Origin of the sequence: Bradyrhizobium sp. U531 (assembly GCF_051710265.1) — a bacterium.
Taxonomy (GTDB): domain Bacteria; phylum Pseudomonadota; class Alphaproteobacteria; order Rhizobiales; family Xanthobacteraceae; genus Bradyrhizobium.
On sequence record NZ_JASVEN010000002.1, the window covers coordinates 465,880 to 490,201 of the forward strand.

Genomic DNA, 24,322 nt, shown 5'->3' on the forward strand with positions numbered 1-24,322 from the left:
GACTAACCGGCCGGAGGGGCGACTGGGGCGGCGAGATACTCGTTCCAGATCGCCTTTTCGCCCATCGTCGCGATGAAGGCCCGATGGGCCTCGCGCTCGGCATCCGAAACCCGCGGCACGAGCGGCAGCAGGCGTTGCCGCCGCGGTGCATCGCCGGAGCCATTGGCGCGAATCTCCTGTGCTTCCGAAGCCAGGAGCAGTTGCGACTGCCGCGCCCCGACCAGATCGACATAGACTTCGGCCAGCAGCTCGGCGTCCAGCAGCGCGCCGTGCTTGGTGCGGCGTGAATTGTCGATCGAATACCGCGAGCAGAGATCGTCGAGCCGGTTCGACACGCCCGGGTGCTTGCGCCGCGCCAGCAGCAGCGTATCGACCAGCCGCTCGCGCGGGATCGCCGCGCGCTTGATCTTGTCGAGCTCGGCATTGATGAAGCCGATATCGAACGAGGCGTTATGGATCACCAGCGGCGCATCGCCGATGAACTCCAGAAACGCGTCGACGACCTCGTGGAACAGCGGTTTGGTCGACAGGAACTCGGCCGACAGCCCGTGTACCGCGAAGGCTTCCGCCGGCATGTCCCGCTCGGGGTTGATATAGACGTGGTACGTCTGTCCCGTCGGCATGCGGTTGAGCATCTCGACGCAGCCGATTTCGACCAGGCGATCACCGCGAAGCGGATCCAGGCCGGTGGTTTCGGTGTCGAGGACGATTTCGCGCATGTTGAGATGAGTGGCTTGAGATCGGTGTCGTGAGGGCCGTAAGGCGGCGAATCAGGCCCGCCGCTGCGGCATCTTAACGACCTCGGCCAGGATGTGCGTGATCTGGGCGCGCACCGGGTCAAGTCCGTGTGAGGTATCCACCACGAAATCCGCCCGCTTGCGCTTTTCGGCGTCCGGCGTCTGCTTGGCGATGATGGCATCGAGCTTGGCTTCGTCCATGGTGCCCCGTGCCAGCACCCGCTCGCGCTGCAGTTCCGGCGAGGTTGAAACCACGACCACGGCGTCCATCCGCTTCTCGCCGCCGGTCTCGAACAGCAGGGGGATGTCCAGCACCACGACCGGCGCCTTGGCCGCTTCGGCCTCGGCAAAGAATTTTTGCCGGGAGGCACCGAGCATCGGATGGACGATCTGCTCGAGCTGCTTGATGGCGGCGGGGTCGTGCACGACGCGCGCCGACAGCTTGGGCCGGTCGACCTTGCCGTTGACGGTGGTGCCGGGAAAGGCGGCCTCGATCGCGGGGGCGGCCTCACCCTCATAGAGCTGATGCACGGCGGCATCGGCGTCGTAGACGGGCACGCCAGCCTCCGCGAACAGTTTCGCGGTGGTGGATTTTCCCATCCCGATCGAGCCGGTCAGTCCCACGATCCGCATCAGTGCTCAGCCATCTCTCGTTTAAACCGCAACTAGCCGTTCGCGCCGCAGGAACGCAAGCAGCGGCAACAGCGGCAGGCCGAGGATGGTGAAATGATCGCCCTCGATGCGCTCGAACAAGTGAATGCCAAGGCCCTCGAGCTGATAGGCGCCGACGCTGGTGGTGACGGCATCGCCGGCGACGTCGAGATAGGCCGACAGCTGCGCCTCGGTCATCTCCCGCATCGTCATGCGGGCCACCGAGACGTCCTCGAAGACGATCTTGCCGTCATGCGCCACGGTGACGGCGGAGTTCAGCTCGTGGCTTTTGCCGGCGAGGTCGCGCAACTGCGCCATCGCCTGGTCGCGGCCGGCGGGCTTGTTGAAGAGACGGTTGCCCAGCGCCAGCGTCTGGTCGGCGCCGATCACATGGCTTCCGGAATGATGTGCGGAGACGGCTTTGGCCTTTTCGCGCGCAAGCAACAGACCGATCTCGCGCGGGCTCGACATTTTCGACGCAGCCTGAATGCCGCGCTCGTCGATATCGGCGGTCACAGTCTTGAATTGCAGCCCGGCATTGGCCAGCAGCATCTTTCGTGCGCTGCTTTGCGAGGCCAGGATCAACGGAGATTTGCCGAGCCACAGAGCCATCGCGAACGACTATCCCGTCGGCCGGTTGCGCTGGCGATCGCTGTAGAGCTTCATGATCGCCGCCGCGGTTTCCTCGATCGAGCGACGCGTGACGTCGAGCAGCGGCCAATCATGCTTGGCGCTGAGCTTGCGCGAGAACGCGACTTCCTCGGTGACAGATTGCTTGTCGGTGTAGGTGTCGCTGCCGGAATCGGCGCCCATGGAGAGCAGGCGATTCTGACGGATCTGGATCAGCCGTTCCGGCGTCGCATGCAGGCTGACGACCAGCGGCCGCGTCAGCTTCTCCAGTTGTTCGGGCACCGGAATGCCCGGCACCAGCGGCACGTTGGCGGTGCGGATGCCGCGATTGGCGAGATAAATCGATGTCGGCGTTTTCGAGGTTCGGGACACACCGACCAGGACCACGTCGGCGTCGTTGAGACCTTCGACGTGCTGGCCGTCGTCATGGATCATCGTGTAGTTCAGCGCGTCGATGCGCTTGAAATATTCCGCGTTGAGGACGTGCTGAGCGCCGACGCGGCCCGTGGTCGCAGCCCCGAGATAGGCTTCAAAGAGTTGCATCACCGGCCCGATGATCGACAGGCTGGGGACGTTGATCTCCTTGCACTTGTCCTCGAGCCTGGACACTAGATCCTTCTCGAGCAGCGTGAACAGCACGATCCCCGGCGCTTCCTCGATCTCGTCGAGGACCCGATCGAGCTGCTTCTGGCTGCGCACCAGCGGATAGACATGCTCCACCGGCGTCACATTGGCGTATTGGGCCGCGACCGCGCGTGCCACGGTGATCAGCGTCTCGCCGGTGGAGTCGGAGACGAGGTGCAGATGGAAATAATTGTTCGAGGTCGGCACAAAAACTCTTTGTATGAGGACGGTGTGGTTTGTGGATTTCTGTGGAGCTTAACCCCTCGGAAAGGGATGTGCGACACCAGGGGCGGGACAAGTGCCAATTTTCTTCACACCGCTGCCCGTCTGAACAAGTTCGCCTGCCTGCCGAGACGGAAACGGGATTGCGCGGACAACCCCCTTGATAAGCTGCCGACAAAAAGGCGCAAGCCTTTGAAGCTGGCCGACTTATCGCAAGGCGCGGGGAGCGCCGGGGATATGTTGATGGGTGTGAACAAGCGCGCGTGAACCCGCGGACGGAATTGCATGAGTCCAATCCACGGTCACATAGACTCAAACCTTAAGAATCTAAGATTCTAGATTTGAGGAAGGCGCTACCGAAGGATATGTGTGGAGGTGAGACCTTAACGAGTTCTTACTATCCCCAGTTCCTTTCGCTGGGCAGCAAGCGGACCCGCGAAAATGTTCGAGGACGTCTATCTCTGGATCAAGGCGCTGCATGTCATCGCCGTCATCGCCTGGATGGCTGGTATGCTCTATCTGCCTCGGCTGTTCGTCTATCATTCGGAAGCCGAGATCGGCTCGAAGCAGTCGGAAACGTTCAAGGTGATGGAACGCCGCCTGCTCAAGGCCATCATCAACCCCGCCATGATCGTCACCTGGCTCGCCGGGCTTTATCTCGCCTGGTCCGGCCACTGGTTCTCCTTCGGCTGGCTGCACGTAAAACTGGCACTGGTCCTGGCGATGTCGGCGGTCCACGGCTTTTTTTCCCGCTGGCTGAAGGATTTCGCTGCCGACCGGCGCCTGCGGACCCAGAAATTCTATCGAATTATCAATGAGGTGCCGACCGTTTTGATGATTTTCATCGTCATCATGGTGATCGTGAAGCCGTTCTAGGCAAGGCTTGCGACCATCCGCTCAGCGCTTCGGCTTGCGGAGTGGGAAGCGATTTTCTATATTGGCGATATCCCACCCAACGCAGGCGGATGTGGTTGTGTCTGAGCTTTCCAGAGGCCGGACACCGCATCAGGTTTGAAGCCTCACCGGCACTCTCCTTGCCAGACCTGCGGACCTTACCTTCTCACGTCCGCATTTCAGAGCCTCCTCGCACCCCCTCTCCCCAGGTACCCCACAGGACCACCCCAATGCGGGAAATTAAACTCGAAGACCTCAAGTCCAAAACGCCGGCCGAGCTCGTCTCGTTCGCGGAGGAGAATGGGGTCGAGAACGCCAGCACCATGCGCAAGCAGGAGCTGTTGTTCGCCATCCTCAAGCAGCTCGCGCTGGCCGAGACCGACATCGTCGGCCAGGGCGTCGTCGAGGTGCTCTCCGACGGTTTCGGCTTCCTCCGTTCGCCCGATGCGAATTATCTGCCGGGTCCGGACGATATCTACGTTTCGCCCTCGCAGATCCGCCGTTTCGGTCTGCGCACCGGCGACACCATCGAAGGCCACATTCGCAGCCCGAAAGAGGGCGAGCGCTATTTCGCGCTGCTGAAGGTCAACACGCTCAATTTCGAGGACCCGGAAAAGGCCAAGCACAAGGTCAATTTCGACAACCTCACGCCGCTGTTCCCGAATCAGCGTTTCCGCATGGAAATCGACGATCCGACGCGGAAAGACCTGTCTGCACGCGTGATCGACATCGTCGCGCCCATCGGCAAGGGCCAGCGCGCTCTGATCGTGGCGCCGCCGCGCACGGGTAAGACCGTGCTGATGCAGAACATCGCGCATTCGATCACCCACAATCATCCCGAATGCTATCTGATCGTACTCCTGATCGACGAGCGTCCGGAAGAAGTCACGGACATGCAACGCTCGGTGAAGGGCGAGGTCGTGTCCTCGACCTTCGACGAACCGGCCGTGCGCCACGTCCAGGTCGCCGAAATGGTGATCGAGAAGGCCAAGCGCCTGGTCGAGCATGGCCGCGACGTCGTCATCCTGCTCGATTCGATCACGCGCCTCGGCCGCGCCTACAACACCGTGGTGCCGTCATCCGGCAAGGTGTTGACCGGCGGTGTCGACGCAAACGCGCTGCAGCGCCCGAAGCGCTTCTTCGGCGCCGCCCGTAACATCGAGGAGGGCGGCTCGCTGACCATCATCGCGACCGCACTGGTCGATACTGGCAGCCGCATGGACGAAGTCATTTTCGAAGAGTTCAAGGGCACCGGTAACTCGGAACTGATCCTGGACCGCAAGGTCTCGGACAAGCGCACCTTCCCGGCGATCGATATCTCGCGCTCCGGCACCCGCAAGGAAGAGCTCATCACCGATCCGCAGGTGCTCAAGAAGATGTACGTGCTCCGCCGCATCCTCAATCCGATGGGCACCATGGACGCGATCGACTTCCTGCTCGACAAGCTGCGCTCGACCAAGAGCAATTCGGAGTTCTTTGACTCCATGAACACCTGAGTGCAGTGCAATATGAGATCCAAGGGCGCCTTCGGGCGCCCTTTTTCGTTGTGCAGCTTTGCTGCGGAGAGAGCGCAGCATGACGGGCGTCCGGAGCGGGGATCGGCTATATATATTTATATAATACTTGACTTCGATCGCTGTTGATTTGCCGCCGAGAGCAGATGTTGCAGCAAATATCGCGTACTATGTTGCGCTGCAATATTCGTTTTGCTGCGCGTGGGTCCGCAGCAAAACGAGGCGCTTGGGGTGATCTGAAAGGCGGCGTTTGCCTTTTCCCCACCAGCCGGACAAATAGGCCATGCATCCGCGAGACCAGACCATCTTTGCGCTGTCGTCCGGCCGTGCGCCGAGCGCAATCGCCGTGGTGCGCGTCTCGGGCCCGCAAGCAAACATGGTGCTGACGACGCTGGCGGGAAAACTTCCGGCGCCGCGGCAGGCGAGCCGCCGGCTGCTTCGTGACCGTGAGGGCCAGCCGATCGACGATGCGGTCGTGCTCTGGTTCCCCGGGCCGGCGAGTGCGACCGGCGAAGACATCGCCGAATTCCACGTCCACGGCGGCCGGGCCGTGCTGGCCGCGCTGCTCGCCGCTATTTCTCAAATTCCGAATTCACGTGCAGCCGAGCCCGGAGAGTTCACGCAGCGCGCGTTCGAAAATGGCAAGCTCGACCTCACGGAAGCCGAGGGCCTCGACGACCTCATCCACGCCGACACGGACCGTCAGCGCCGCCAGGCGCTGCGCCAGTTGCAAGGTCTGCTCGGCGACCGTGCGCGCGACTGGCGCGATCGCATCATCGAAGCGTCGGCCTTGATCGAGGCCGGCATCGATTTCTCCGACGAAGGCGATGTGCCCGCGGAATTGAGGGCGCCAGCCGTCAAGGCGATCAAGGCGCTGCACGATGAGATTGCAAAAGTCCTTGCGGCACGGGGACATTCTGAACGCCTGCGCGAAGGCCTCGTAGTGGCGATCGCCGGCGAGCCGAATGTCGGCAAGTCGACGCTGATCAACCAGCTTGCGCGCCGCGACGTCGCGATCGTCTCGCCTTACGCCGGGACGACTCGCGACGTGATCGAGGTGCAGCTCGATCTCGACGGCTATCCCGTCACCGTGATCGACACCGCCGGCATCCGGGAGACCGACGATCCCGTCGAACAGGAAGGCGTGCGCCGCGCACGGGCGCGGGCCGAGGACGCCGATCTGGTGTTGTGGCTGGTCGAGGCAGAGCAGGCCGTTGAGCCCGACGTGATGCGCTCCCTTCGGAAATCCGAAGGCGGCGATCGGTCGGACGGGGCGGTCTGGATCGTGCGCAACAAGGTTGATCTGAACGGCGCGGGCGGCGGGGGTTCGCCCGTCGAGTTCGGGATCTCGGCGAGCCGGGGCGACGGCATCCCCGAGCTAGTCGAGGCCCTCGTAAAATTCGCCGCCGAGTTTTTCGGAACCAGCGAGGGCGCTCTGGTGACCCGGGCCCGGCAGCGGGATTTGCTGAGCCGGGCATCGAACAGCTTGCGCCGAAGCTTGGACCTTGTAGAAGACGGCGAAGAACTCGCCGCCGAAGAGCTCCGGGCCGCCGCCTTTGCCCTGGGCCGGCTGCTCGGCCGGGTGGACGTCGAGGACGTCCTTGGAGCCATCTTCCAGAAATTCTGTATCGGCAAGTAGCGTTAGTTCTACATTGTAGAATTAGCGCTTGTTCCATTCTTTGTGTTTCACGTGAAACGGGCGTGGAACCGATTTTGTTTCGCGTGACACTGCTTAAGCGGATAGCTCCTCGTAGCCCGGATGGAGCGAAGCGAAATCCGGGAAGGTCCTCCGCAGACACACTGTTCCCGGATTGCGCTGCCCTCCATCCGGGCTACGGGGTCGTTTCACGTGAAACACTAGCGCCCAAATCATTCGTTCGCTGCGGGGGCCGTCGCCCAGTCTAGACCAGCAACAGCCGAGACTTGGAAACACAGCTCTCAATCCCGTCATTGCGAGGAGCCCTTGCGACGAAGCAATCCAGGCTGCCTCCGCGGTGACAGTCTGGATTGCTTCGCTGCGCTCGCAATGACGTTTGCGGTACCGACTTCGACTTCCATCGCTATGACCACCATCGAGATGCGACGGCTGCTCGGCCACGTCGTCAACCTGAACGTTGTTTCACGTGAAACACCAATCCCTTCAATGTCCGTTCTACTGTGCATGGGGTTGTTTTCGCGAAATCGCTTTTCCCGTCCGCCCCGTTTCACGTGAAACACGCGCCTCCCCAGTTTCCGCTTCCGGCTTTTCCGGCTCTGAGCTAGAAGTCCGCTCATGCGAACAGAGCGAGAGAGCTTCGACGTCATCGTGATTGGCGGCGGTCATGCCGGCTGTGAAGCCGCTGCCGCGTCTGCCAGGATGGGCGCGGCCACCGCGCTGGTCACCCACCGCTTCTCGACTGTCGGCGCGATGTCCTGCAATCCCGCCATCGGCGGTCTCGGTAAGGGCCATCTGGTTCGCGAAGTCGATGCCCTCGATGGCCTGATGGGTCGGGTCGGTGATGCCGGCGGCATCCAGTTTCGTGTCCTCAACCGCCGGAAGGGTCCTGCTGTGCGTGGCCCCCGGGCACAGGCGGACCGGAAGCTCTATGCAGCCGCCATGCAGGCCGCGATCACGGCCACTGAGGGTCTGTCCGTCATCGAAGGCGAGGCCGATGAGCTGATCGTGGTCGAGGGTCGGGTCACCGGACTGCGCCTGGCCGACGGCCGGGAGCTTCGGGCAGGGGCTGTCGTCGTCACCACCGGCACCTTTCTCCGCGGTCTGATTCATCTCGGTGAGAAGAACTGGCCCGCCGGCCGGGTCGGAGAGGCCCCCGCAATGGGTCTTTCGGCCTCTTTCGAGCGCGCCGGCTTCACCCTTGGACGCCTCAAGACCGGCACTCCGCCGCGTCTGGATGGCTCCACGATCGACTGGTCCGCGGTCGAGATGCAGCCCGGAGACGAGCCGCCGGAGCCGTTCTCGGTGATGACCGAGCGGATCACGACCCCGCAGATCCAGTGCGGCATCACCCGGACCACAGCCGCGACCCATGAGGTCATCCGGGCGAACGTGCATCGCTCTCCCATGTATTCCGGCCAGATCAAGAGCTCCGGTCCCCGCTATTGCCCCTCGATAGAGGACAAGATCGTCCGCTTCGGCGACCGCGACGGCCACCAGATCTTCCTGGAGCCGGAAGGTCTCGACGACTCCACGGTCTATCCCAACGGCATCTCGACCTCGCTGCCGGAGGAGGTCCAGCTCGCGATCCTCGCCACCATCCCCGGTCTCGAGCGGGTGAAGATGGTCCGCCCGGGCTATGCCATCGAGTACGACCACGTCGATCCCCGCGAGCTCGATCCGACCCTCCAGACCAAGCGTCTGCGCGGTCTGTTCCTGGCCGGACAGATCAATGGCACCACAGGGTACGAAGAGGCCGCCGGGCAGGGCATAGTGGCCGGTCTGAACGCCGCGCTCTCCGCCAGTGGCGCGGCTTTGACGGTGTTTGATCGTGCGGACGGCTATCTCGGCGTGATGATCGACGACCTCGTCACCCGCGGCATCAGCGAGCCCTATCGGATGTTCACCTCGCGCGCCGAATACCGGCTGACGCTGCGGGCGGACAATGCCGATCAACGGCTGACCGAGAAGGGGATCGCCTTGGGGTGCGTCGGCAGTGCCCGGACTCAGCATCACCGTGCCAAGATGGACGCCCTCAACGCTGCCAGGACGCTCTCGAAGTCGCTGACGATCACCCCGAACGAAGCGATCAAGCACGGTCTAACCCTGAACCGGGACGGCCAGCGCCGCTCGGCGTTCGAGCTGATGGCCTATCCGGATATCGGCTGGAGCCAGGTCCGCGCGATCTGGCCGGAGCTGTCCGCGATCGATCCCGTCATTGCTACCCATCTCGAGATCGACGCCAAGTACGATGTCTATCTGGAGCGCCAGAGCGCCGACGTCGAATCCTTCCGGCGCGACGAGGGGATGGTGCTGTCGGAGGTCGACTACAGCCTGGTCCCCGGTCTCTCCAACGAGGTCCGCGCCAAGCTGGAGAAGGCGCGGCCCTTCACGGTCGGCCAGGCCGGCCGGATCGACGGCATGACCCCTGCGGCACTCGGCATCCTGGCGGCCTATCTCCGCCGCGAGGCACGGAAGACTTCCAAGGCAATCGCATAAGCCAATCGCATAGGCGTTTCACGTGAAACAGCGCGGACGGGGCGGTGACAGACCGCTATCGCGACGACCGGGAGTGGGTGAGGGCGCAGGTCACCGACCTGACCCGGCGCCGAACAAACCGAAGATCAACAAGGCCAGCGCCAACGATCAGGCGCTCGATTCCGTCATCGCCGCCGACAAGCGCGAGGCCTTGAAGCTCGCGCCCGTTTCACATGAAACAGAGGCTCGGCTCGATCGCTACATCGCACTACTGAGGGAGTGGCAAGCCAAGACCAACCTGGTCGCGCCCTCGACGCTGCCGCAGCTCTGGACCCGGCACATCGCCGATTCGCTCCAGCTCGTCGATCTCGCGCCGGGTGCCAAACGTTGGGCCGATCTCGGCAGCGGCGGCGGCTTTCCCGGCGTCGTCCTGGCCTGTGCCATGGCCGGCACGCCGGAGGCCCGCGTCCATCTCGTCGAGCGAATCGCCAAGAAGGCCGCCTTTTTGCGCGAAGCGATCCGCGTCACCACATCTCCAGGAGTCGTACATCTCGCTGAGATCGGGGATAATGTGGATAGAATCACCGGCCCCGTCGATTGCGTCACCGCGCGTGCGCTGGCTCCGCTACATCAACTCATCGGCTTTGCGGAGCCGCTGATGCGCCAGGGCGCAAAGGCGTTATTTCTCAAGGGTCAAGATGTAGAGGCTGAATTGACCGAAGCCGCTAAATATTGGAATATTCAGCCGCAGCTCCACCAAAGCCGCACCGGCGACGGGTGGATCGTCGAGCTGACTTCAGTTGAACGGCGCGGGTGAGGCGTTCAGGGGTTGAGTGGGGAATTTCGATGACCGTGATTGACGAGCCGCAGCAAGACCAGACCCGAGATGAAGCCGGCGCAGTCCCGCACGGGCACCCACGCATCCTTGCGCTGGCGAATCAGAAGGGCGGCGTGGGAAAAACAACCACGGCGATCAACCTCGGCACCGCACTCGCTGCGATCGGCGAGCGGGTCCTGATCGTCGATCTCGATCCCCAGGGCAACGCCTCGACCGGTCTCGGCATCGATCGCCGCAACCGCTCCTGCTCGACCTACGACGTGCTGATCGGCGAAGCGCCGCTGCGTGAAGCCGTGGTCTCGACCGCCGTGCCGCGGCTGCACATCGCGCCTTCGACCATGGACCTCTCCGGCCTCGAGCTCGAGCTCGGCACCACGCCCGGCCGCGCCTTCAAGCTGCGCGACGCCATCGGCGCGCTCAACAACAACGTCTCGCCGGACGCCGACTACACCTATGTGCTGATCGACTGCCCGCCCTCGCTGAACCTGCTCACGGTCAACGCGATGGCGGCGTCGGACGCGATCCTGGTGCCGCTGCAGTGCGAGTTCTTCGCGCTCGAAGGTCTGTCGCAATTGCTGCAGACGGTGGAGCAGGTGCGCTCGACGCTCAATCCGAACCTGTCGATCCACGGCATCGTGCTGACCATGTTCGACTCGCGCAACAATTTGTCGAACCAGGTCGTCGCCGATGTGCGCCAGTTCATGGGCGAGAAGGTCTACAAGACCATGATCCCGCGCAACGTGCGCATCTCCGAGGCGCCGTCCTACGGCAAGCCGGTGCTGGTCTACGATCTCAAATGCGTCGGCAGCGAAGCGTATTTGCGGCTCGCCACCGAAGTGATCCAGCGCGAGCGCGAGCTGCGCGTTACGCATTAGCGCCGATCCGTAGGATGGGTAGAGCGCAGCGAAACCCATCATCACGGGCGTGAAGGGCGATGGGTTTCGCTTCGCTCTACCCATCCTACAAGTTTCGAAATTCAGTTCTGGAGTGCTGCACCGTGAATCCAAGGGAGCTGGCAATGGCCGACGAAGCGCGTTCGCGACTGGGCCGGGGTCTTGCAAGCCTGATCGGCGATGTCGGAGGCGAGGCCCAGCATGTCGATCGGCCGCGCGCGCAGCGCAAGGTGCCGATCGAGTTCATCAAGGCCAACCCGCGCAATCCGCGCCGCACCTTTCTGGACGCGGAGCTGAAGGAGCTCTCGGAGTCCATCAAGCAGCACGGCGTGATCCAGCCGATCGTGGTGCGCCCGGTGAAGGGCACGCAGGATCGCTTCGAGATCATCGCCGGCGAGCGGCGCTGGCGCGCCTCGCAGATGGCCGGCCTGCACGAGGTGCCGATCGTCCCCGTCGACATCAGCGACAGCGATGCGCTGGAATTCGCGATCGTCGAGAACGTGCAGCGCGAAGACCTCAACCCGATGGAAGAGGCGCAGGGCTATCACGCGCTCGCCAACGAGTTCAAACGCAGCCAGGACGATATCGCCAAGGTCGTCGGCAAGAGCCGCAGCCACGTCGCCAACATGATGCGGCTGACCAAGCTGCCGGCCGAGGTGCAGGCCTTCATCGCGACCGGGGAGTTGACGGCCGGTCACGCCCGCGCGCTGATCGGTGTGCCGGATCCGCTCGCCGCCGCCAAGCGCATCGTCGAGGAAGGTCTCAACGTCCGCCAGGCCGAGGCGCTCGCGCATGAAGAGGGCGTGCCGGAGCGCAAGCCGCAGAAGGCGCGCAGCACCGGCGGCAAGGAAAAAGACCCTGACACGGTCGATCTCGAAAAGCGCGTCAGCGATGCGCTCGGTCTCAAGGTCACCGTCAATCACCGCGACCCCGGCGGCTCTGTCCAGATCAATTACCGGAACCTCGATCAGCTCGACGAGGTGATGAAGCGGCTGGCCAAGGGCGCGCTGTAACTCTGCTGCCTCGTGCCGCGGGCACCTCAGGATGACGGAATTGGCGCTTGGTGCGCGCCTCCATCAGCGCCGTCATTGCGAGGAGCACTTGCGACGAAGCAATCCAGAATCTTTCCGTGGAGGGGTTCTGGATTGCTTCGCTGCGCTCGCAATGACGGGGAGAGAGCGGTGGCCTATCCCCGCCGCTTCGCATTCGCTGCGATCGCCATCAGCGTGCGCTGGGCGATGGCAGCGGCGAGCGTCGATTGCTTGCGGGTATCGAGGGCTGCGGTCGCAAGCTGCTCGATAATGGTGGCTAGCCGGGCCGGGCTGAAATTGCGCAGCGCGGTCTCGACCGCAGGCTTTCGCGAAAAATGCAGGCGCGGATAGCCGCCGTCGAGCACGGCGGAGGCCGGCTGGCCGTCGGCGATGGCGAGTGCGGATTTGTGCAGCCACGCCGCCTGGCGCTGCGCGGCGGAGATGATCACGCCGGGATAGGTGCCGGCGATCATGGCCTTTGCGAATTCGGTCTCGACGATGTCGGGCCTGCCGGCAAAGGCGCCGTCGACGATCGGATCGAGCTTCAGCTCGGAGGCGTCGGCAACCACCGCCATCACGTCGTCCAGCGTGACCTCGCCCTTGCCGTGGGCGTAGAGCGTCAGCTTGCGCAGCTCGTTGCGCGAGGCCTGGCGGTCACCGCCGAGGAACGACATCAGCGCCGCGCGGGCGTCCTGCGCGATCCGCAGATTCGCGATGCGCAATTCATCATCCATCAGCTTGGCGAGGTCGCGTTCGGTGTCGGGATAGCAGCCGATCGCCACCGCGGCCTTGGCCTTTTCGCAAGCCTTGCGCAGCGGCGATTCCGGGCGCAGCTCGCCGGCCTCGATCACGATGCGGCAATCCTTCACGCTCATCTCGGCGAGCGTATCGATCCCGCTGGCGAAGCTGCGCGAGCCTGCACGGATGCGGATGGCGCGGCGGCCGCCGAACAGCGGCACCGTCATGGCCTCGTCGACGAGGCGCGAGGGCTCGGCGGAGAGCTCGTCGCCGTCGAGCTTGACCAGCGAGAAGGGATCGTTGGGATCGTCGACGGCGGAGGCGATCAGCGCATCGGCGCGCTCGCGCACGAGGCCGGCATCGGGGCCGTAGAGCAGGATGATCGGACGGCCCGCATCGGGGCGGGCGAGGAAGGCGTCGATCTCTTTTCCGCGCAGCGCGACCATCGGACCCGATTGTCATTCCGGGACGCGCGCAGCGCGTGTCCGGAATCCAGAGGTTGGGGATCGAGATTCTCAGATGCGCAATTGCGCACCGTAGTTCTCGCTGCGCGAGCCCCGAATGACGGGGTTGCCTTAAGTGCCCGCGGTGAAGAACGAGGCGAGCCGGGTCGTGATGTTCTCGGCGATCTCGTTGGCGGCGCGATCCTCGGCATCGCGCACGGCGCGGTTGCGCGAGAAGCGCTGGTAGGAGCCCGGCATGTCGTAGGACACGCGTGAGAACGTCGAGCCGGTCATGACCGACTTGCCGGTCACGACCTCGATCAGATTGTATTGGGCGTCGATGCCGAGATTTTCGCTGGTCGGCAATCCCGTCGTGGCGCTGACGATCAGCGACGAGCGGCTGGTGGTGAAGCGAATGTCCAGCCGGTGGGTCGGCGGCATTCCGGTCGCGTTGCCGTAGAGCTTGAAGGCGAGGGCGTTGCGGACCTCGACGCCGACGCGGGCTTCGCGCGAGGCGTTGGGCTTGTTGATCGGGGGCAGCTCGACCCCCATCAGCTTCTCGCGCAAACCGGGGAGGCCGTCACCACGCTCGGCATACATCGGCTGGAAGCAACCAGCCGTCAGCGCCGCCAATGCGGCGACCGCCAGCAACCGGGCTGCGATGCGAATCCTAGCCGACAACATTTACGATCCTCTTGGGAACGATGATCACCTTGCGGACGGGCTTGCCATCCAGGGCCAGTTTTACCGCATCAAGGGCCAAAACGGCAGCCTCGATTTCCGGATTCTGGGCCGCTGTTGCAACTGTGACGTCGCCCCGCTTCTTGCCGTTGACCTGGACCACCAGGGTCACGCTGTCTTCAACCAGCAAATCGCGTTCGATTTGGGGCCAATTGGCCTCGGAAACCAGCCCGCTCTGGCCCAAAGCCTGCCAGCACTCCTCGGCGAGGTGCGGCATCATCGGGGAGAACAGCTGGACCAGGATCTGGCTGGAATCGCGGATCGCCCAAGCCAGATCCGGCGCGAGCCCGGCCGGCTGGCCGGCGCGCTGCAGGATCTCGGAGAAGGTGTTGGCGAATTCGCGGATATGGGCGAGGCAGACATTGAAGTGCAGCCGCTCGATCCCGGTGGTCACCTTGTCCAGCGCACCATGGGCGGCCTTGCGCAGGGCGGTGGCGTCCGGGCCGAAGCTGGCCGGCCGGGCCGCTGGCGCGCCCTTGCCGAGCTCCATGGCATCGTTCACCAGCCGCCACAGCCGCTGCACGAAGCGCGAGGCGCCCTGGACGCGCTCGTCGCTCCAGATCACGTCGCGGTCGGGCGGGGAGTCCGACAGCATGAACCAGCGGGCAACGTCGGCGCCGTAGGTCTCGATGATGTCGTCGGGGTCGACCGTGTTCTTCTTCGACTTCGACATCTTCTCGATCGGACCGATCTGGACGTCTTCGCCTGAATTCAGCAGCGTGGCGCGGCGCCCATTACCGCCGACCTCGATTTTCACCTCGGCCGGCTGCACATAGGTACCGTCGGCCTTCTGGTAGGTCTCGTGCACCACCATGCCCTGCGTGAACATGCCGGCGAACGGCTCGTCCAGCGCGATGTGCCCGGTGGCCTTCATCGCGCGGGTGAAGAAGCGGCTGTACAGCAGATGCAGGATCGCGTGCTCGACGCCGCCAATATACTGGTCGACCGGCAGCATCCGGTTGGCGACCGCGGGCGTCGTCGGCGCGGTCTCGTTCCAGGGATCGGTGAAGCGCGCGAAATACCAGGACGAATCCACGAAGGTGTCCATGGTGTCGGTTTCGCGGCTCGCCTTACCCCCGCATTTGGGGCAGGTGACGTGCTTCCAGGTCGGATGATGGTCGAGCGCGTTGCCCGGCTTGTCGAAGCTGACATCCTCCGGCAGCACCACCGGCAAATCGGCATCCGGCACCGGCACGACGTCGCACTTCGGACAGTGGATGACCGGTATCGGGCAGCCCCAATAGCGCTGGCGCGAAATGCCCCAATCGCGCAGGCGGAAGTTGACCTGGCGCTCGCCGACCGGCGCATTCCCCCGCAGCTCGGTTTCCAGCCGCTTTGCGACCTCGTCCTTGGCCTGATCGATGGTCATGCCGTCGAGGAAGCGCGAATTGATCATGCGGCCGTCACCGTCATAGGCGGTGTCGGTGATCACGAACGCCTTCGGGTCCTGGCCCTCGGGGCATACGACGGGTGTGTTGCCGAGACCGTATTTGTTGACGAAGTCGAGGTCGCGCTGGTCATGCGCAGGGCAGCCGAAAATAGCGCCCGTGCCGTATTCCATCAGCACGAAATTGGCGACATAGACCGGCAGCTTCCAGCTCGGATCGAACGGATGCACCGCGCGGATGCCGGTGTCGAAACCCTGCTTCTCCGCCGTGTCGATGATCGACTGCGCTGTGCCGATCTTCTTGATGTCGGAGATGAACTCCGCAAGCTCAGGGTTTTTCGCGGCGGCGGCCTGCGCCAGCGGATGATCCGCCGAGATTGCCATGAACTTTGCGCCGAACAGCGTGTCCGGGCGGGTCGTGAAGATCTTCAGCTCGTTTTCGCCGGCAGGCGTGGTTGAAGCGTCCAGCGCGAAGCGGACCAGGAGGCCCTCGGAGCGGCCGATCCAGTTGCGCTGCATCAGCCTGACCTTGTCGGGCCAGCGGTCGAGTCCGTCCAGCGCGGACAGCAATTCCTGCGAATACTTCGTGATCTTGAAGACCCACTGGCTCATCTCGCGCTGCTCGACGACGGCGCCCGAGCGCCAGCCGCGGCCGTCGATCACTTGCTCGTTGGCGAGCACGGTCATGTCGACCGGATCCCAGTTGAGCTTGCGCTTCTCGCGCTCGGCCAAACCTGCGGCAAGCATGTCCAGAAACATCTTCTGCTGATGCTTGTAGTAGCTGGGGTCGCACGTCGCGAATTCGCGGGACCAGTCCAGCGACAGCCCGATCGAACGGAGCTGCTTCTTCATCGCGGCGATGTTGTCGTAGGTCCAGGCCTTCGGGGCGACCTTGCGCTCGATCGCGGCATTCTCGGCCGGCAGGCCGAAGGCGTCCCAGCCCATCGGGTGCAGCACGTTGAACCCCTTGGCGCGCATGAAGCGGGCCAGCACGTCGCCGAGCGTGTAATTCCGGACATGGCCGATATGGATCCGCCCCGACGGGTAGGGAAACATCTCGAGCACATAGTACTTCGGCCGGGAATCGTCGTTCTTGGAGACGAAGATCGCCTGTTCGTCCCAGAGGCGTTGCCAGCGCGGTTCGGCGTCGCGGGCGTTATAGCGTTCGGAGGTCATGGAATCGTTGGGGTTTTTGTGGGTCCGGCCGTCTCAAGACGGCGGACTAGGCCATAGAAGTCCGCAAGGGGTCAATGGGTTGCCGTGGTTTGGAACTTTGCCGGCGCCTCCGCATAACTACGAGTGCCCGCGTTGGGGTGCGATTAAGGGGTCAATGCCAATTTGCGGCCCGACATGACCGCATGAGCGCGATGGATTCCAGCTTCGACGATCCCGATTACGACTATGCCGCCTCCATCGCCGGACGGGCGATGCGGAGCATGGCCGAGCAGCGGATTGCGCCGACGCCGGCCAATTTCGCGGTGTGGTACCAATATTTCGCGGGCAGCCACGACGATCTGCGCAACGCGATCGACCTCCTGATCGACCACAATCGCCCCTTCGACAGCAGGACCAATCAGGAGCTGTTCGAGACCTATGTCGCCCCCCAGGTGAGTGCCCTCGTGGTCGACACGTCCGAGCGGCTGCAGGGCCTGATGGGGACGGCCAGGGATTTCCTCACGACCGCGATCGCCGACAACCATTCGCAGATTCAGGCCATCAGCGAGGTCGCGGACCAGGGTAAGGCCGGGGTCGATCCGAAGGCGCTGGTCGCCCAGCTCATGAACGAGCTGGCGCGGGCCGCCACCAGGGCGACGCGGCTGGAGGCGGGCTTTGCGGAAAAGACCCGCGAGCTCGACGTGATCCGCGATTCGCTGTCGCGGTCCGAGGAGCGCGCCCGGACCGACACGCTGACGGGCCTCGCCAACCGGCGGGCGCTCGACGAATTCCTGCGCAAAGCCCTCGCGACCGCGGAATGGGGCGAGCCGCTCAGCGTGCTCCTGCTCGACATCGACCACTTCAAGGCCTTCAACGACAATTTCGGCCACGGCGTCGGCGACCAGGTGCTGCGCCTGATGGCAAAGGTGCTGCGCGAAAAGGTCCGCGAGCAGGACCTGCCGGCGCGCTATGGCGGCGAGGAGCTGATCGCCGTGCTGCCGGACGCCGATCTTGCAGCTTGCACCGAGATCGCCGAGCGCATCAGGCGTGCGCTCGCCGAATGCACGATCACCCGCCGCTCGACCGGCGAGACCCTTCCCAGCATCAGCGTGTCGATCGGCGTGGCGCAGTACCGGGTGGGCGAAGCGATCACCGATCTCATCGAGCGTTGCGATCGCGCGCTCTATCTGGCCAAGGGCAGCGGTCGCAACCGCGTGGTGACGGAGACGGAGCTCGATCCCGGCGGGGCTGCAGGCTAGCGATCAGCGCATTACGCGCTGGCGGCCATCATCATGTCGGCCGCACCGCTCTCGATCGCCTGGACGCCGTGCTCGACGACGTTGTTGCGGCCGCGGTGCTTGGCGGCGTAGAGCGCGGCGTCGGCGGCTTCGATCAGGTCGCCGGGACGCAACGCCTCGTTGGGCTTCGCTGCGGCGACGCCAATCGATACCGTGACGATCATATGGGCCGAGGTGATGTGCGGCAGGCACAGCTTCAGTACGGCCGCACGTACCAGTTCGCCGATCTCCACGGCGCGATTCACATCGGTGTTCGGCAGCAGCAGACAGAATTCCTCGCCGCCATAGCGCGCCGCAAAGCCCATCGTGTCGGCGGCAATTCCGGATAGCGATTCGCCCAGCCGGGTCAGGCAGGAATCGCCTTCGAGATGGCCGTAGGTGTCGTTGAACAGCTTGAAATGATCGACGTCGATCATCAGCAGCGCGAGTTCGCTGCCATATTGCTGTGCGCGCATCCATTCGAAGTCGAGCCGGCTCTGGAAGCCGCGTCGATTGGCGAGGCCCGACAGCATGTCGATCGACGCCATCACGGTCAGGCGGTCGTTGCTCGCGATCAGCTCGCGCTCGCGCTGGCTCAATTGTGCGGCCATCGCGTTGAAGGCGCGCGCCAGCGGCACGAACTCGGCCGGCAGGCGATTGCGCGCCGCGCGGGCCGACAGGTCGCCCTCGCCGAGTCGCTTGGCCATGTCGGCGAGCATCTCGATCGGCTTGATGACGAGCTTTTCAGCGGCAATCAGCGCGCCGAGCAGGACGAACACGACGACGAACGCGAGCTGGAGATAGGCGGTGCGGATGTCGCGGCTCACCGCCGCCGACACCTTGTCCTCGTCGATGCTGGCGATCAGGCGGGCATTGGTGCCGGCGATGCGGATGTAGCTGACCGCGCGGCGCGAGCCGTCGGCGGCGAGAAAGGACAACGAGCCTTCGTCCTGGTCCGAGCGCAGCGCCCGGTCGGCGATCGCCGACATCAGCGGCATGTTGTCGAGCGGACGTCCGACCGCGCTGTGCTGATCGGCCGGAGCTGCCAGGACGGTGCCCGCGCTGTCGACCAGCACCGCGGTAATGCCGGCGCGGCCGCCGAGATTGTTCATCACCTTCGACATCCAGTCGAGGTTGACGGTGGCGAGTACGACGGCGTCGGCGACGCCGCTGAAGGCGGACACCGGATAGACCGCCATCACCGTCGGCGCCAGCACGGGGCGCGACAGGATGAAGTCGCTCAGCACGAAACGCCCGGTTTCCTGGGCCTGCTGAAAATAGGGCCGGTCGCTGAGGTCGAGGCCGACATACATGTTGTTGGTGGCGCACTGGATGCGCCCGTCCTGGCCCGCGATCAGAAGCGTCCGGATCCAGGGCAGGTTCGACGGCAGGCTCGCGCGCAGCACGTCGCAGCTCTTGCTGACGCCGCCGGCGGAGGCGCGGATGAAGGCTTCCGATTTCAGGATGGTCTCGACCGACGAAATCACCTCGCGCTGCGCATCGGCGCTGTGCCTCGCAACGGTGGTGAATTCGATCGTGGCTTGCGCGATCTGGCGGGTGCGGGTGTCTTCGAGCGAACGGATGCGCTCGAGCATCAAGGGCGCCACCAGAATCACCGCGAGCAACGCAAGCCGTGCCCGGATTCCGAGAACCTGCTTGAGTTTCGCTCGCTTGCGGTTGAGACTAATGCTTGCCATCTTCGCTACCCACCCCGATGGGGCAAGGTAAAGCGAAGGGTTCAAAAACTCTTTCTTGAACTCGGTAAAATTGGACTTACCTCGGTTACGACCTTAATCAATCGACATCATGACAGACGAAAACGCCGCGCCGGTAACCGGCCATTCACCAAACGCGCTCGCCGCGGTCGAAGCCGAAATCGCCCGCGCCTGCAAGGATGCGCGGCGCGATCGCGCCGCCGTAACGCTGATCGCGGTGTCCAAGACTTTCGCCGCGGATGCAATTACCCCGGTCATCGAAGCCGGACAGCGTGTATTCGGCGAGAATCGGGTGCAGGAGGCCAAAGGCAAGTGGCCGGCGTTAACCTCCGTTTACCCCGGCATCGCGCTGCATCTGATCGGACCGCTGCAATCCAACAAGGCGAAAGAAGCGGTTGCGCTGTTCGATGCCATCCATTCGGTCGACCGTCCGAGCATTTGCCAAGCGTTAGCCAAGGAAATCGAATCCCAGAACAAGCACCCGCAGCTGTTCGTCCAGATCAACACCGGTGAGGAGCCGCAGAAGGCCGGCATCGCGCCCGCCGAGGCCGACGCCTTCCTCGCCAGCTGCCGGGAGACCTATGGGCTGACGATCTCCGGTCTGATGTGCATCCCGCCGGTCGACGAGCCGCCGGCGGCGCATTTCGCGCTGACCGCCAAGATCGCCGCGCGCAATGGCCTGGCGAACCTCTCGATGGGCATGAGCGCGGACTTCGCGACGGCGATCATGCTCGGCGCCACCCATGTGCGGGTGGGCAGCGCGATCTTCGGGCACAGGTAGGAGCCGTTAGCGAGGATCGTGCCCCGCAACCGCTATTGATGTCGTCATTGCGAGCGTAGCGAAGCAATCCAGAGTGTCTCCGCGGTGGGACTCTGGATTGCTTCGTCGCAAGGGCTCCTCGCAATGACGTAGAGAGAGAATTGCGTTCGCAGGGACGACAGGAGAGTGTGAGGTCGCCTACGCGAACCCCACCGACACTTTCCCCAGCACGCCAAAGTCCACCGCCATGTGATCGCCCGCCGCGATCGGCAGCGGCGGATGGCATGTGCCTGTTGTCACCACCTGCCCTGCCCGCAAGGTGATGTCGAGCCCGGAGAGCTCGTTGGCGAGCCAGGCCAGTGCAGCACGGGGATCGCCGAGCACGTTCTTGCCGTGGCCGATATAGCGCTCGCCGCGCAGGGTGATCTGCGGCCGCTCCTCGACGAGATCCATCGCACGCCAGTTCGCGCCTGTCGCCGCTCCCAGCACGAACAGATGCGCACAGGCATTGTCGGCGATCAGTTGCGCCTCGCCGGCGCGGACGAAATCGGCAAAGCGCGAATCGGGAATCTCGATCGCGGGATGGAAGCTCTCGACGGCGGCCAGAACCTCGTCGACCGAGTACGGCACGGCGCGCGGCGGCAGGTCGCGTCCGAACCGGAAGGCGAATTCCGGCTCGCCAACGCGCATCTCGTTGCCCTTCATCGCGGCGGTGCCGCCATCGGCGATCACGGTGTTGCTCATGATGCGACCGGCCAGCGGCCCCGTGACATTGATGTGCTGCTGTCCTGACACGCTCGTGGCAGCGATCTTCCAGCCGAACAAATTTCCGAGCGACTGGGTTTCGAGCGCAGCCTGGATGGCGTAGCCGTCGGTGCGGCTCTGCGGACGCAACCGCGGCTCCAGCGCATCAAGCTTGGAGCCTTCGCGCCAATGTTGAACGAGCACGCGCGATGCGGCCGCGATCTGATCCCTGTCGAGCATGCGTCCTCACCCGATGATGATTTTTGTTCGCGGACCAAGGCGCCGCAACAATTGCAGCATCGCAGATTTCGTCATCGAGACGCAGCCCGCGGTCGGGCCAAAATTGTCGCGGGCCAGGTGCAGAAATACCGCGCTGCCCCGGCCGGCGATCCGCGGCCGCGTGTTGTGGTCGATTTCGATGATGAAGTCATAGAGGTTGTCGACGCGCTTGAGCCGGTCACCACCCTGCCCCTCGGCGAGACGAATTCCCTGATTGTAATGGCGGTCGCCGGGATCCTCGCACCAGGCGTCCTCGCCGGTGATGGCTCGGGCCGGCAGGAAACTCCGCGGGCGGCTGTGCCGGTCGCCCCGCCACCACAGCTGCCGGGGCCGGAAGCTGCCTTTGGGGGTACCGCCGTCGCCCTCGCGCTTGTTGGCGAGGATGCCCCCCCGTCCCAGCGCGACCGGGATGGTCAGCGAGCCCGCCGTCAGCCAGCCTCGACGCGGATTCCCGGCGGCAGGCTTAACGCGGATCGCGGAAAGCGGTCCGGCACTTCGATTCATGGGATAACCGACTGAAGCAGCTCTGGTTTTCATGTGACCGTGCAATGTCGAATTCATTACAGGACATTCATCAAAACGCCCTGCTATTCTGCGTTAGAGTGGTTCTGGCTTGTGAATCGGTGACAGCCCACTACTTCAACACGAACAACAATAACAAAAGCGACCCCTAAACTTCCCCTCACGGTCAGGTGCAGCATGGATGCGCGCCGAGCCGGACCCCAAAAGGATGATCCCCTATGGCCAATGCCCGCAAGATCCTGATCGTGGATGACGATACCGATCTGCGCGACACGTTGGTGGAGCAATTATCGCTACACGAAGAATTTGAAGCCTCCGCCGTCGATACCGGCGCCAAGGGTGCAAGCGCCGCCAAGGCCAATGCCCCCGATCTCGTCCTGATGGATGTCGGCCTGCCCGACACCGACGGCCGCGAAGTAGTCCGCTCGCTCCGCAAGGGCGGCTTCAAGGCCCCCATCATCATGCTGACCGGGCACGACACCGATTCCGACACGATTTTGGGGCTGGAATCCGGCGCCAACGACTATGTGGCCAAGCCCTTCCGTTTTGCCGTCCTGCTGGCCCGCATCCGCGCCCAGCTCCGCCAGCACGAGGCCAGCGAGGACGCGGTGTTCTCGGTCGGCCCCTACTCCTTCCGTCCCGGCTCGAAAATGCTCACCGCGGCCAATGCGCGCAAGGTGCGGCTGACGGAGAAGGAGACGGCCATCCTCCGCTTCCTCTACCGCGCCGGCCAGATGCCGGTGTCGCGCGAGACCCTGCTCCAGGAGGTCTGGGGTTACAATTCCGGTGTCACCACCCACACGCTGGAAACCCATATCTACCGCCTGCGCCAGAAGATCGAGAAGGATGCCGCCAACCCGGAAATCCTGGTCACCGAAGCCGGTGGCTACAAGCTGGTGCCGTGATACGCTTGAAGGGCGTGCGAATCGTTTTAGATCGCATGCCCTTTGAGTCCCGGATCTGAATGTCAATCGACGACGACGTAGCGCTTCTCGAGCGAGTCCCGACACTGCGCCTGTTGGGCGACGCCTCGTTGCGCATGCTGGCGATCGGCTCCGAGCAGCGCGACTTCGTCCGCGGCGACACCCTGTTCAACCTCGGCGACGACGCCGATGCCGGCTTCGTGGTCCAGCGCGGCGCCTTCCGGGTCGAAGACGGTGCCGGCGCCGAGATGATCGCCGGTCCCGGCGCGCTGATCGGCGAGCTCGCGCTGGTGGTGCCGATGAAGCGGCCCTCGAGCGCGATCGCGCTCGAGCATTCCTCCGTGATCCGGGTCGCGCGCAGCCTGTTCCAGCGCGTCCTCGAGAGCGACCCCGCCGCCGCCGTCCGCCTGCGCGACGAATTCGCGGTGCGCTCCAGCCAGATCGCGAGCGATATATTGATGGCCGGTGCGAAGCTGACATCGTAGGTCTCTCCGCCCGTCATTCCGGGGTGCGCAACGCGCGAGCCCGGAATCCATCCATCCACCAACTCTGCCGCCCGATGGATTCCGGGCTCGCGACTTTGTCGCGCCCCGGAATGACGAAAGATCAAACCTCCAGCGTCACCGTGACAGGGACATGGTCCGACGGCCGCTCCCAGCTCCGCGCATCGCGCAGAATCTTGAAATCGCTGACCGCATCCTTCAGCGCGCGCGACACCCAGATGTGGTCGAGCCGGCGGCCGCGGTCGCCGACGGTCCAGTCGGCGGAGCGATAGCTCCACCAGGTGTAGACCTTCTCCGACATCGGAATGCGGTCGCGCGCGACGTCGACCCATTCGCCGGCTTCGAGCGCCGCTTTCAGCTTCTCGGTTTCAACCGGCGTATGCGAGACCACTTTCAGAAGCTGCTTGTGCGACCACACGTCGTTCTCGTGCGGCGCGACATTGAGATCGCCGACCAGGATGTGGCGATCCTCACCGCGCGGATGCAGCGGCTCGCACGCCTTCATCTCGTCGAGGAAGCGAAGCTTGTGGTCGAACTTCTCGTTCAGCGCGGGATCGGGAATGTCGCCGCCGGCGGGGACATAGAAATTATGCACCACCAGCGGCTTTGCGATGTTGGCCTTCTCGCCGAACGACACGGAGATGTGGCGCGAATCCACCTTGTCGCAGAAGGTGCGGATGTCTTTCGATTCAAACGGAATCTTCGAGACGATGGCGACGCCGTGATAGCCCTTCTGTCCGTTCAGCGCGACGTGCTCATAGCCGAGCCGTTTGAAGCGCTTCAGCGGAAAGGCGTCGTCGATGCACTTGGTCTCCTGCAGGCACAGCACGTCCGGCCGCGCGCTCTTGAGGAATTTCGCGACCAGGTCGATGCGCAGCCGCACCGAGTTGATGTTCCAGGTTGTGAGGGAAAAACGCATGAGGGACGCGTCTTAGCATGGATTGGCGCGACGAAAGCACTCATGCCCGA

At 64.0% G+C, this 24,322-nt stretch carries 23 protein-coding genes; 11 read left to right on the forward strand and 12 right to left on the reverse strand.

What is annotated here, in order from left to right:
• Positions 1–2: 2 nt before the first annotated feature.
• From dnaQ to QRQ56_RS14095, 4 genes are read right to left on the reverse strand one after another with little or no spacing between them, the layout of a single operon-like run.
• Entirely contained in the window at positions 3–719 is a 717-nt protein-coding gene (dnaQ, locus tag QRQ56_RS14080) for a DNA polymerase III subunit epsilon (RefSeq protein ID WP_438740796.1), read from the reverse strand.
• Positions 720–770: 51 nt separating this feature from the next.
• A complete protein-coding gene (gene coaE / locus QRQ56_RS14085) occupies positions 771–1,370 on the reverse strand; it encodes a dephospho-CoA kinase (RefSeq protein WP_438740798.1) in 600 nt (199 codons plus the stop codon).
• Positions 1,371–1,391: 21 nt separating this feature from the next.
• Positions 1,392–2,000 carry a Maf family nucleotide pyrophosphatase gene (locus QRQ56_RS14090; RefSeq protein WP_438740800.1) on the reverse strand — a complete coding sequence of 203 codons (609 nt, stop codon included), beginning with the start codon at positions 1,998–2,000 and terminating at the stop codon, positions 1,392–1,394.
• 9 nt (positions 2,001–2,009) lie between these two features.
• The gene (locus QRQ56_RS14095; protein ID WP_438740802.1) at positions 2,010–2,849 is read right to left on the reverse strand and encodes a pyruvate, water dikinase regulatory protein; all 840 of its coding nucleotides are present in this window, start codon (positions 2,847–2,849) and stop codon (positions 2,010–2,012) included.
• 456 nt (positions 2,850–3,305) lie between these two features.
• On the opposite strand from QRQ56_RS14095, the gene hemJ reads away from it, so the two are divergent.
• The 7 genes from hemJ (at position 3,306) to QRQ56_RS14130 (ending at position 12,148) form a co-directional block, all read left to right on the forward strand.
• Positions 3,306–3,740 carry a protoporphyrinogen oxidase HemJ gene (gene hemJ / locus QRQ56_RS14100; protein ID WP_438740804.1) on the forward strand — a complete coding sequence of 145 codons (435 nt, stop codon included), beginning with the start codon at positions 3,306–3,308 and terminating at the stop codon, positions 3,738–3,740.
• A 248-nt stretch (positions 3,741–3,988) separates the two neighbouring features.
• Entirely contained in the window at positions 3,989–5,254 is a 1,266-nt protein-coding gene (rho, locus tag QRQ56_RS14105; protein WP_008133567.1) for a transcription termination factor Rho, read from the forward strand.
• Positions 5,255–5,555: 301 nt separating this feature from the next.
• Positions 5,556–6,911 carry a tRNA uridine-5-carboxymethylaminomethyl(34) synthesis GTPase MnmE gene (gene mnmE, locus QRQ56_RS14110; RefSeq protein WP_438740807.1) on the forward strand — a complete coding sequence of 452 codons (1,356 nt, stop codon included), beginning with the start codon at positions 5,556–5,558 and terminating at the stop codon, positions 6,909–6,911.
• A gap of 633 nt (positions 6,912–7,544) precedes the next feature.
• Positions 7,545–9,425, forward strand: coding sequence for a tRNA uridine-5-carboxymethylaminomethyl(34) synthesis enzyme MnmG (gene mnmG / locus QRQ56_RS14115; RefSeq protein WP_438740809.1), 1,881 nt, complete (start codon positions 7,545–7,547; stop codon positions 9,423–9,425).
• Between the two features lie 73 nt (positions 9,426–9,498).
• Positions 9,499–10,221: a 16S rRNA (guanine(527)-N(7))-methyltransferase RsmG gene (gene rsmG, locus QRQ56_RS14120; protein WP_438740811.1), complete on the forward strand. Its 723-nt coding sequence runs from the start codon at positions 9,499–9,501 to the stop codon at positions 10,219–10,221.
• Positions 10,222–10,250: 29 nt separating this feature from the next.
• Complete coding sequence (locus QRQ56_RS14125; RefSeq protein WP_438740813.1) at positions 10,251–11,117, forward strand: ParA family protein; 867 nt, start codon at positions 10,251–10,253, stop codon at positions 11,115–11,117.
• Between the two features lie 143 nt (positions 11,118–11,260).
• The gene (locus tag QRQ56_RS14130; RefSeq protein ID WP_438740815.1) at positions 11,261–12,148 is read left to right on the forward strand and encodes a ParB/RepB/Spo0J family partition protein; all 888 of its coding nucleotides are present in this window, start codon (positions 11,261–11,263) and stop codon (positions 12,146–12,148) included.
• A 173-nt stretch (positions 12,149–12,321) separates the two neighbouring features.
• Here QRQ56_RS14130 and holA read toward each other — a convergent pair whose 3' ends face one another.
• The 3 genes from holA to leuS form a co-directional block, all read right to left on the reverse strand.
• Positions 12,322–13,350 carry a DNA polymerase III subunit delta gene (gene holA, locus QRQ56_RS14135; protein WP_438740817.1) on the reverse strand — a complete coding sequence of 343 codons (1,029 nt, stop codon included), beginning with the start codon at positions 13,348–13,350 and terminating at the stop codon, positions 12,322–12,324.
• A gap of 129 nt (positions 13,351–13,479) precedes the next feature.
• Entirely contained in the window at positions 13,480–14,031 is a 552-nt protein-coding gene (gene lptE, locus QRQ56_RS14140) for an LPS assembly lipoprotein LptE (protein ID WP_438740818.1), read from the reverse strand.
• Complete coding sequence (leuS, locus tag QRQ56_RS14145; protein WP_438740819.1) at positions 14,018–16,651, reverse strand: leucine--tRNA ligase; 2,634 nt, start codon at positions 16,649–16,651, stop codon at positions 14,018–14,020. The genes lptE and leuS overlap by 14 nt, the downstream gene beginning before the upstream one ends.
• 191 nt (positions 16,652–16,842) lie before the next feature.
• Here leuS and QRQ56_RS14150 point away from each other — a divergent pair, with 191 nt between their 5' ends.
• Positions 16,843–17,889, forward strand: coding sequence for a GGDEF domain-containing protein (locus QRQ56_RS14150; protein WP_438741472.1), 1,047 nt, complete (start codon positions 16,843–16,845; stop codon positions 17,887–17,889).
• 11 nt (positions 17,890–17,900) lie between these two features.
• Here the strand turns inward: QRQ56_RS14150 and QRQ56_RS14155 are convergent, their stop codons facing one another.
• Together QRQ56_RS14155 and QRQ56_RS14160 are read right to left on the reverse strand one after the other, a co-directional pair.
• Positions 17,901–19,604 carry a diguanylate cyclase domain-containing protein gene (locus tag QRQ56_RS14155; protein ID WP_438740821.1) on the reverse strand — a complete coding sequence of 568 codons (1,704 nt, stop codon included), beginning with the start codon at positions 19,602–19,604 and terminating at the stop codon, positions 17,901–17,903.
• A 93-nt stretch (positions 19,605–19,697) separates the two neighbouring features.
• The gene (locus tag QRQ56_RS14160; RefSeq protein WP_438741496.1) at positions 19,698–19,847 is read right to left on the reverse strand and encodes a hypothetical protein; all 150 of its coding nucleotides are present in this window, start codon (positions 19,845–19,847) and stop codon (positions 19,698–19,700) included.
• On the opposite strand from QRQ56_RS14160, the gene QRQ56_RS14165 reads away from it, so the two are divergent.
• A complete protein-coding gene (locus tag QRQ56_RS14165; RefSeq protein WP_438741474.1) occupies positions 19,783–20,403 on the forward strand; it encodes a YggS family pyridoxal phosphate-dependent enzyme in 621 nt (206 codons plus the stop codon). The two genes, QRQ56_RS14160 and QRQ56_RS14165, sit on opposite strands and share 65 nt — an antisense overlap.
• Positions 20,404–20,580: 177 nt before the next feature.
• On the opposite strand, the gene QRQ56_RS14170 is transcribed toward QRQ56_RS14165, so the two are convergent.
• Complete coding sequence (locus tag QRQ56_RS14170; protein WP_438740822.1) at positions 20,581–21,366, reverse strand: 2-keto-4-pentenoate hydratase; 786 nt, start codon at positions 21,364–21,366, stop codon at positions 20,581–20,583.
• Positions 21,367–21,372: 6 nt separating this feature from the next.
• Positions 21,373–21,942, reverse strand: coding sequence for a L,D-transpeptidase family protein (locus QRQ56_RS14175; protein ID WP_438741475.1), 570 nt, complete (start codon positions 21,940–21,942; stop codon positions 21,373–21,375).
• 203 nt (positions 21,943–22,145) lie between these two features.
• Between QRQ56_RS14175 and QRQ56_RS14180 the strand changes: the two genes are divergently transcribed.
• Together QRQ56_RS14180 and QRQ56_RS14185 are read left to right on the forward strand one after the other, a co-directional pair.
• A complete protein-coding gene (locus QRQ56_RS14180; RefSeq protein WP_007598630.1) occupies positions 22,146–22,832 on the forward strand; it encodes a response regulator transcription factor in 687 nt (228 codons plus the stop codon).
• Positions 22,833–22,891: 59 nt separating this feature from the next.
• Positions 22,892–23,335 (forward strand): cyclic nucleotide-binding domain-containing protein, encoded by a 444-nt coding sequence (locus QRQ56_RS14185; protein WP_028133428.1) that lies wholly within the window; start codon positions 22,892–22,894, stop codon positions 23,333–23,335.
• Positions 23,336–23,456: 121 nt separating this feature from the next.
• Here the strand turns inward: QRQ56_RS14185 and xth are convergent, their stop codons facing one another.
• A complete protein-coding gene (gene xth / locus QRQ56_RS14190) occupies positions 23,457–24,272 on the reverse strand; it encodes an exodeoxyribonuclease III (RefSeq protein ID WP_438740825.1) in 816 nt (271 codons plus the stop codon).
• Between the last annotated feature and the right edge of the window lie 50 nt (positions 24,273–24,322).

Excerpts from the sequence above, each read along its gene's own strand:
- dnaQ (WP_438740796.1), bottom strand. The coding sequence starts at position 719 with ATGCGCGAAATCGTCCTCGACACCGAAACCACCGGCCTGGATCCGCTT.
- coaE (WP_438740798.1), bottom strand. The coding sequence starts at position 1,370 with ATGCGGATCGTGGGACTGACCGGCTCGATCGGGATGGGAAAATCCACC.
- QRQ56_RS14090 (WP_438740800.1), bottom strand. The coding sequence starts at position 2,000 with ATGGCTCTGTGGCTCGGCAAATCTCCGTTGATCCTGGCCTCGCAAAGC.
- hemJ (WP_438740804.1), top strand. The coding sequence starts at position 3,306 with ATGTTCGAGGACGTCTATCTCTGGATCAAGGCGCTGCATGTCATCGCC.
- rho (WP_008133567.1), top strand. The coding sequence starts at position 3,989 with ATGCGGGAAATTAAACTCGAAGACCTCAAGTCCAAAACGCCGGCCGAG.
- mnmE (WP_438740807.1), top strand. The coding sequence starts at position 5,556 with ATGCATCCGCGAGACCAGACCATCTTTGCGCTGTCGTCCGGCCGTGCG.
- mnmG (WP_438740809.1), top strand. The coding sequence starts at position 7,545 with ATGCGAACAGAGCGAGAGAGCTTCGACGTCATCGTGATTGGCGGCGGT.
- QRQ56_RS14125 (WP_438740813.1), top strand. The coding sequence starts at position 10,251 with ATGACCGTGATTGACGAGCCGCAGCAAGACCAGACCCGAGATGAAGCC.
- QRQ56_RS14130 (WP_438740815.1), top strand. The coding sequence starts at position 11,261 with ATGGCCGACGAAGCGCGTTCGCGACTGGGCCGGGGTCTTGCAAGCCTG.
- holA (WP_438740817.1), bottom strand. The coding sequence starts at position 13,350 with ATGGTCGCGCTGCGCGGAAAAGAGATCGACGCCTTCCTCGCCCGCCCC.
- lptE (WP_438740818.1), bottom strand. The coding sequence starts at position 14,031 with ATGTTGTCGGCTAGGATTCGCATCGCAGCCCGGTTGCTGGCGGTCGCC.
- leuS (WP_438740819.1), bottom strand. The coding sequence starts at position 16,651 with ATGACCTCCGAACGCTATAACGCCCGCGACGCCGAACCGCGCTGGCAA.
- QRQ56_RS14150 (WP_438741472.1), top strand. The coding sequence starts at position 16,843 with ATGGATTCCAGCTTCGACGATCCCGATTACGACTATGCCGCCTCCATC.
- QRQ56_RS14155 (WP_438740821.1), bottom strand. The coding sequence starts at position 19,604 with ATGGCAAGCATTAGTCTCAACCGCAAGCGAGCGAAACTCAAGCAGGTT.
- QRQ56_RS14170 (WP_438740822.1), bottom strand. The coding sequence starts at position 21,366 with ATGCTCGACAGGGATCAGATCGCGGCCGCATCGCGCGTGCTCGTTCAA.
- QRQ56_RS14175 (WP_438741475.1), bottom strand. The coding sequence starts at position 21,942 with ATGAAAACCAGAGCTGCTTCAGTCGGTTATCCCATGAATCGAAGTGCC.
- QRQ56_RS14180 (WP_007598630.1), top strand. The coding sequence starts at position 22,146 with ATGGCCAATGCCCGCAAGATCCTGATCGTGGATGACGATACCGATCTG.
- QRQ56_RS14185 (WP_028133428.1), top strand. The coding sequence starts at position 22,892 with ATGTCAATCGACGACGACGTAGCGCTTCTCGAGCGAGTCCCGACACTG.
- xth (WP_438740825.1), bottom strand. The coding sequence starts at position 24,272 with ATGCGTTTTTCCCTCACAACCTGGAACATCAACTCGGTGCGGCTGCGC.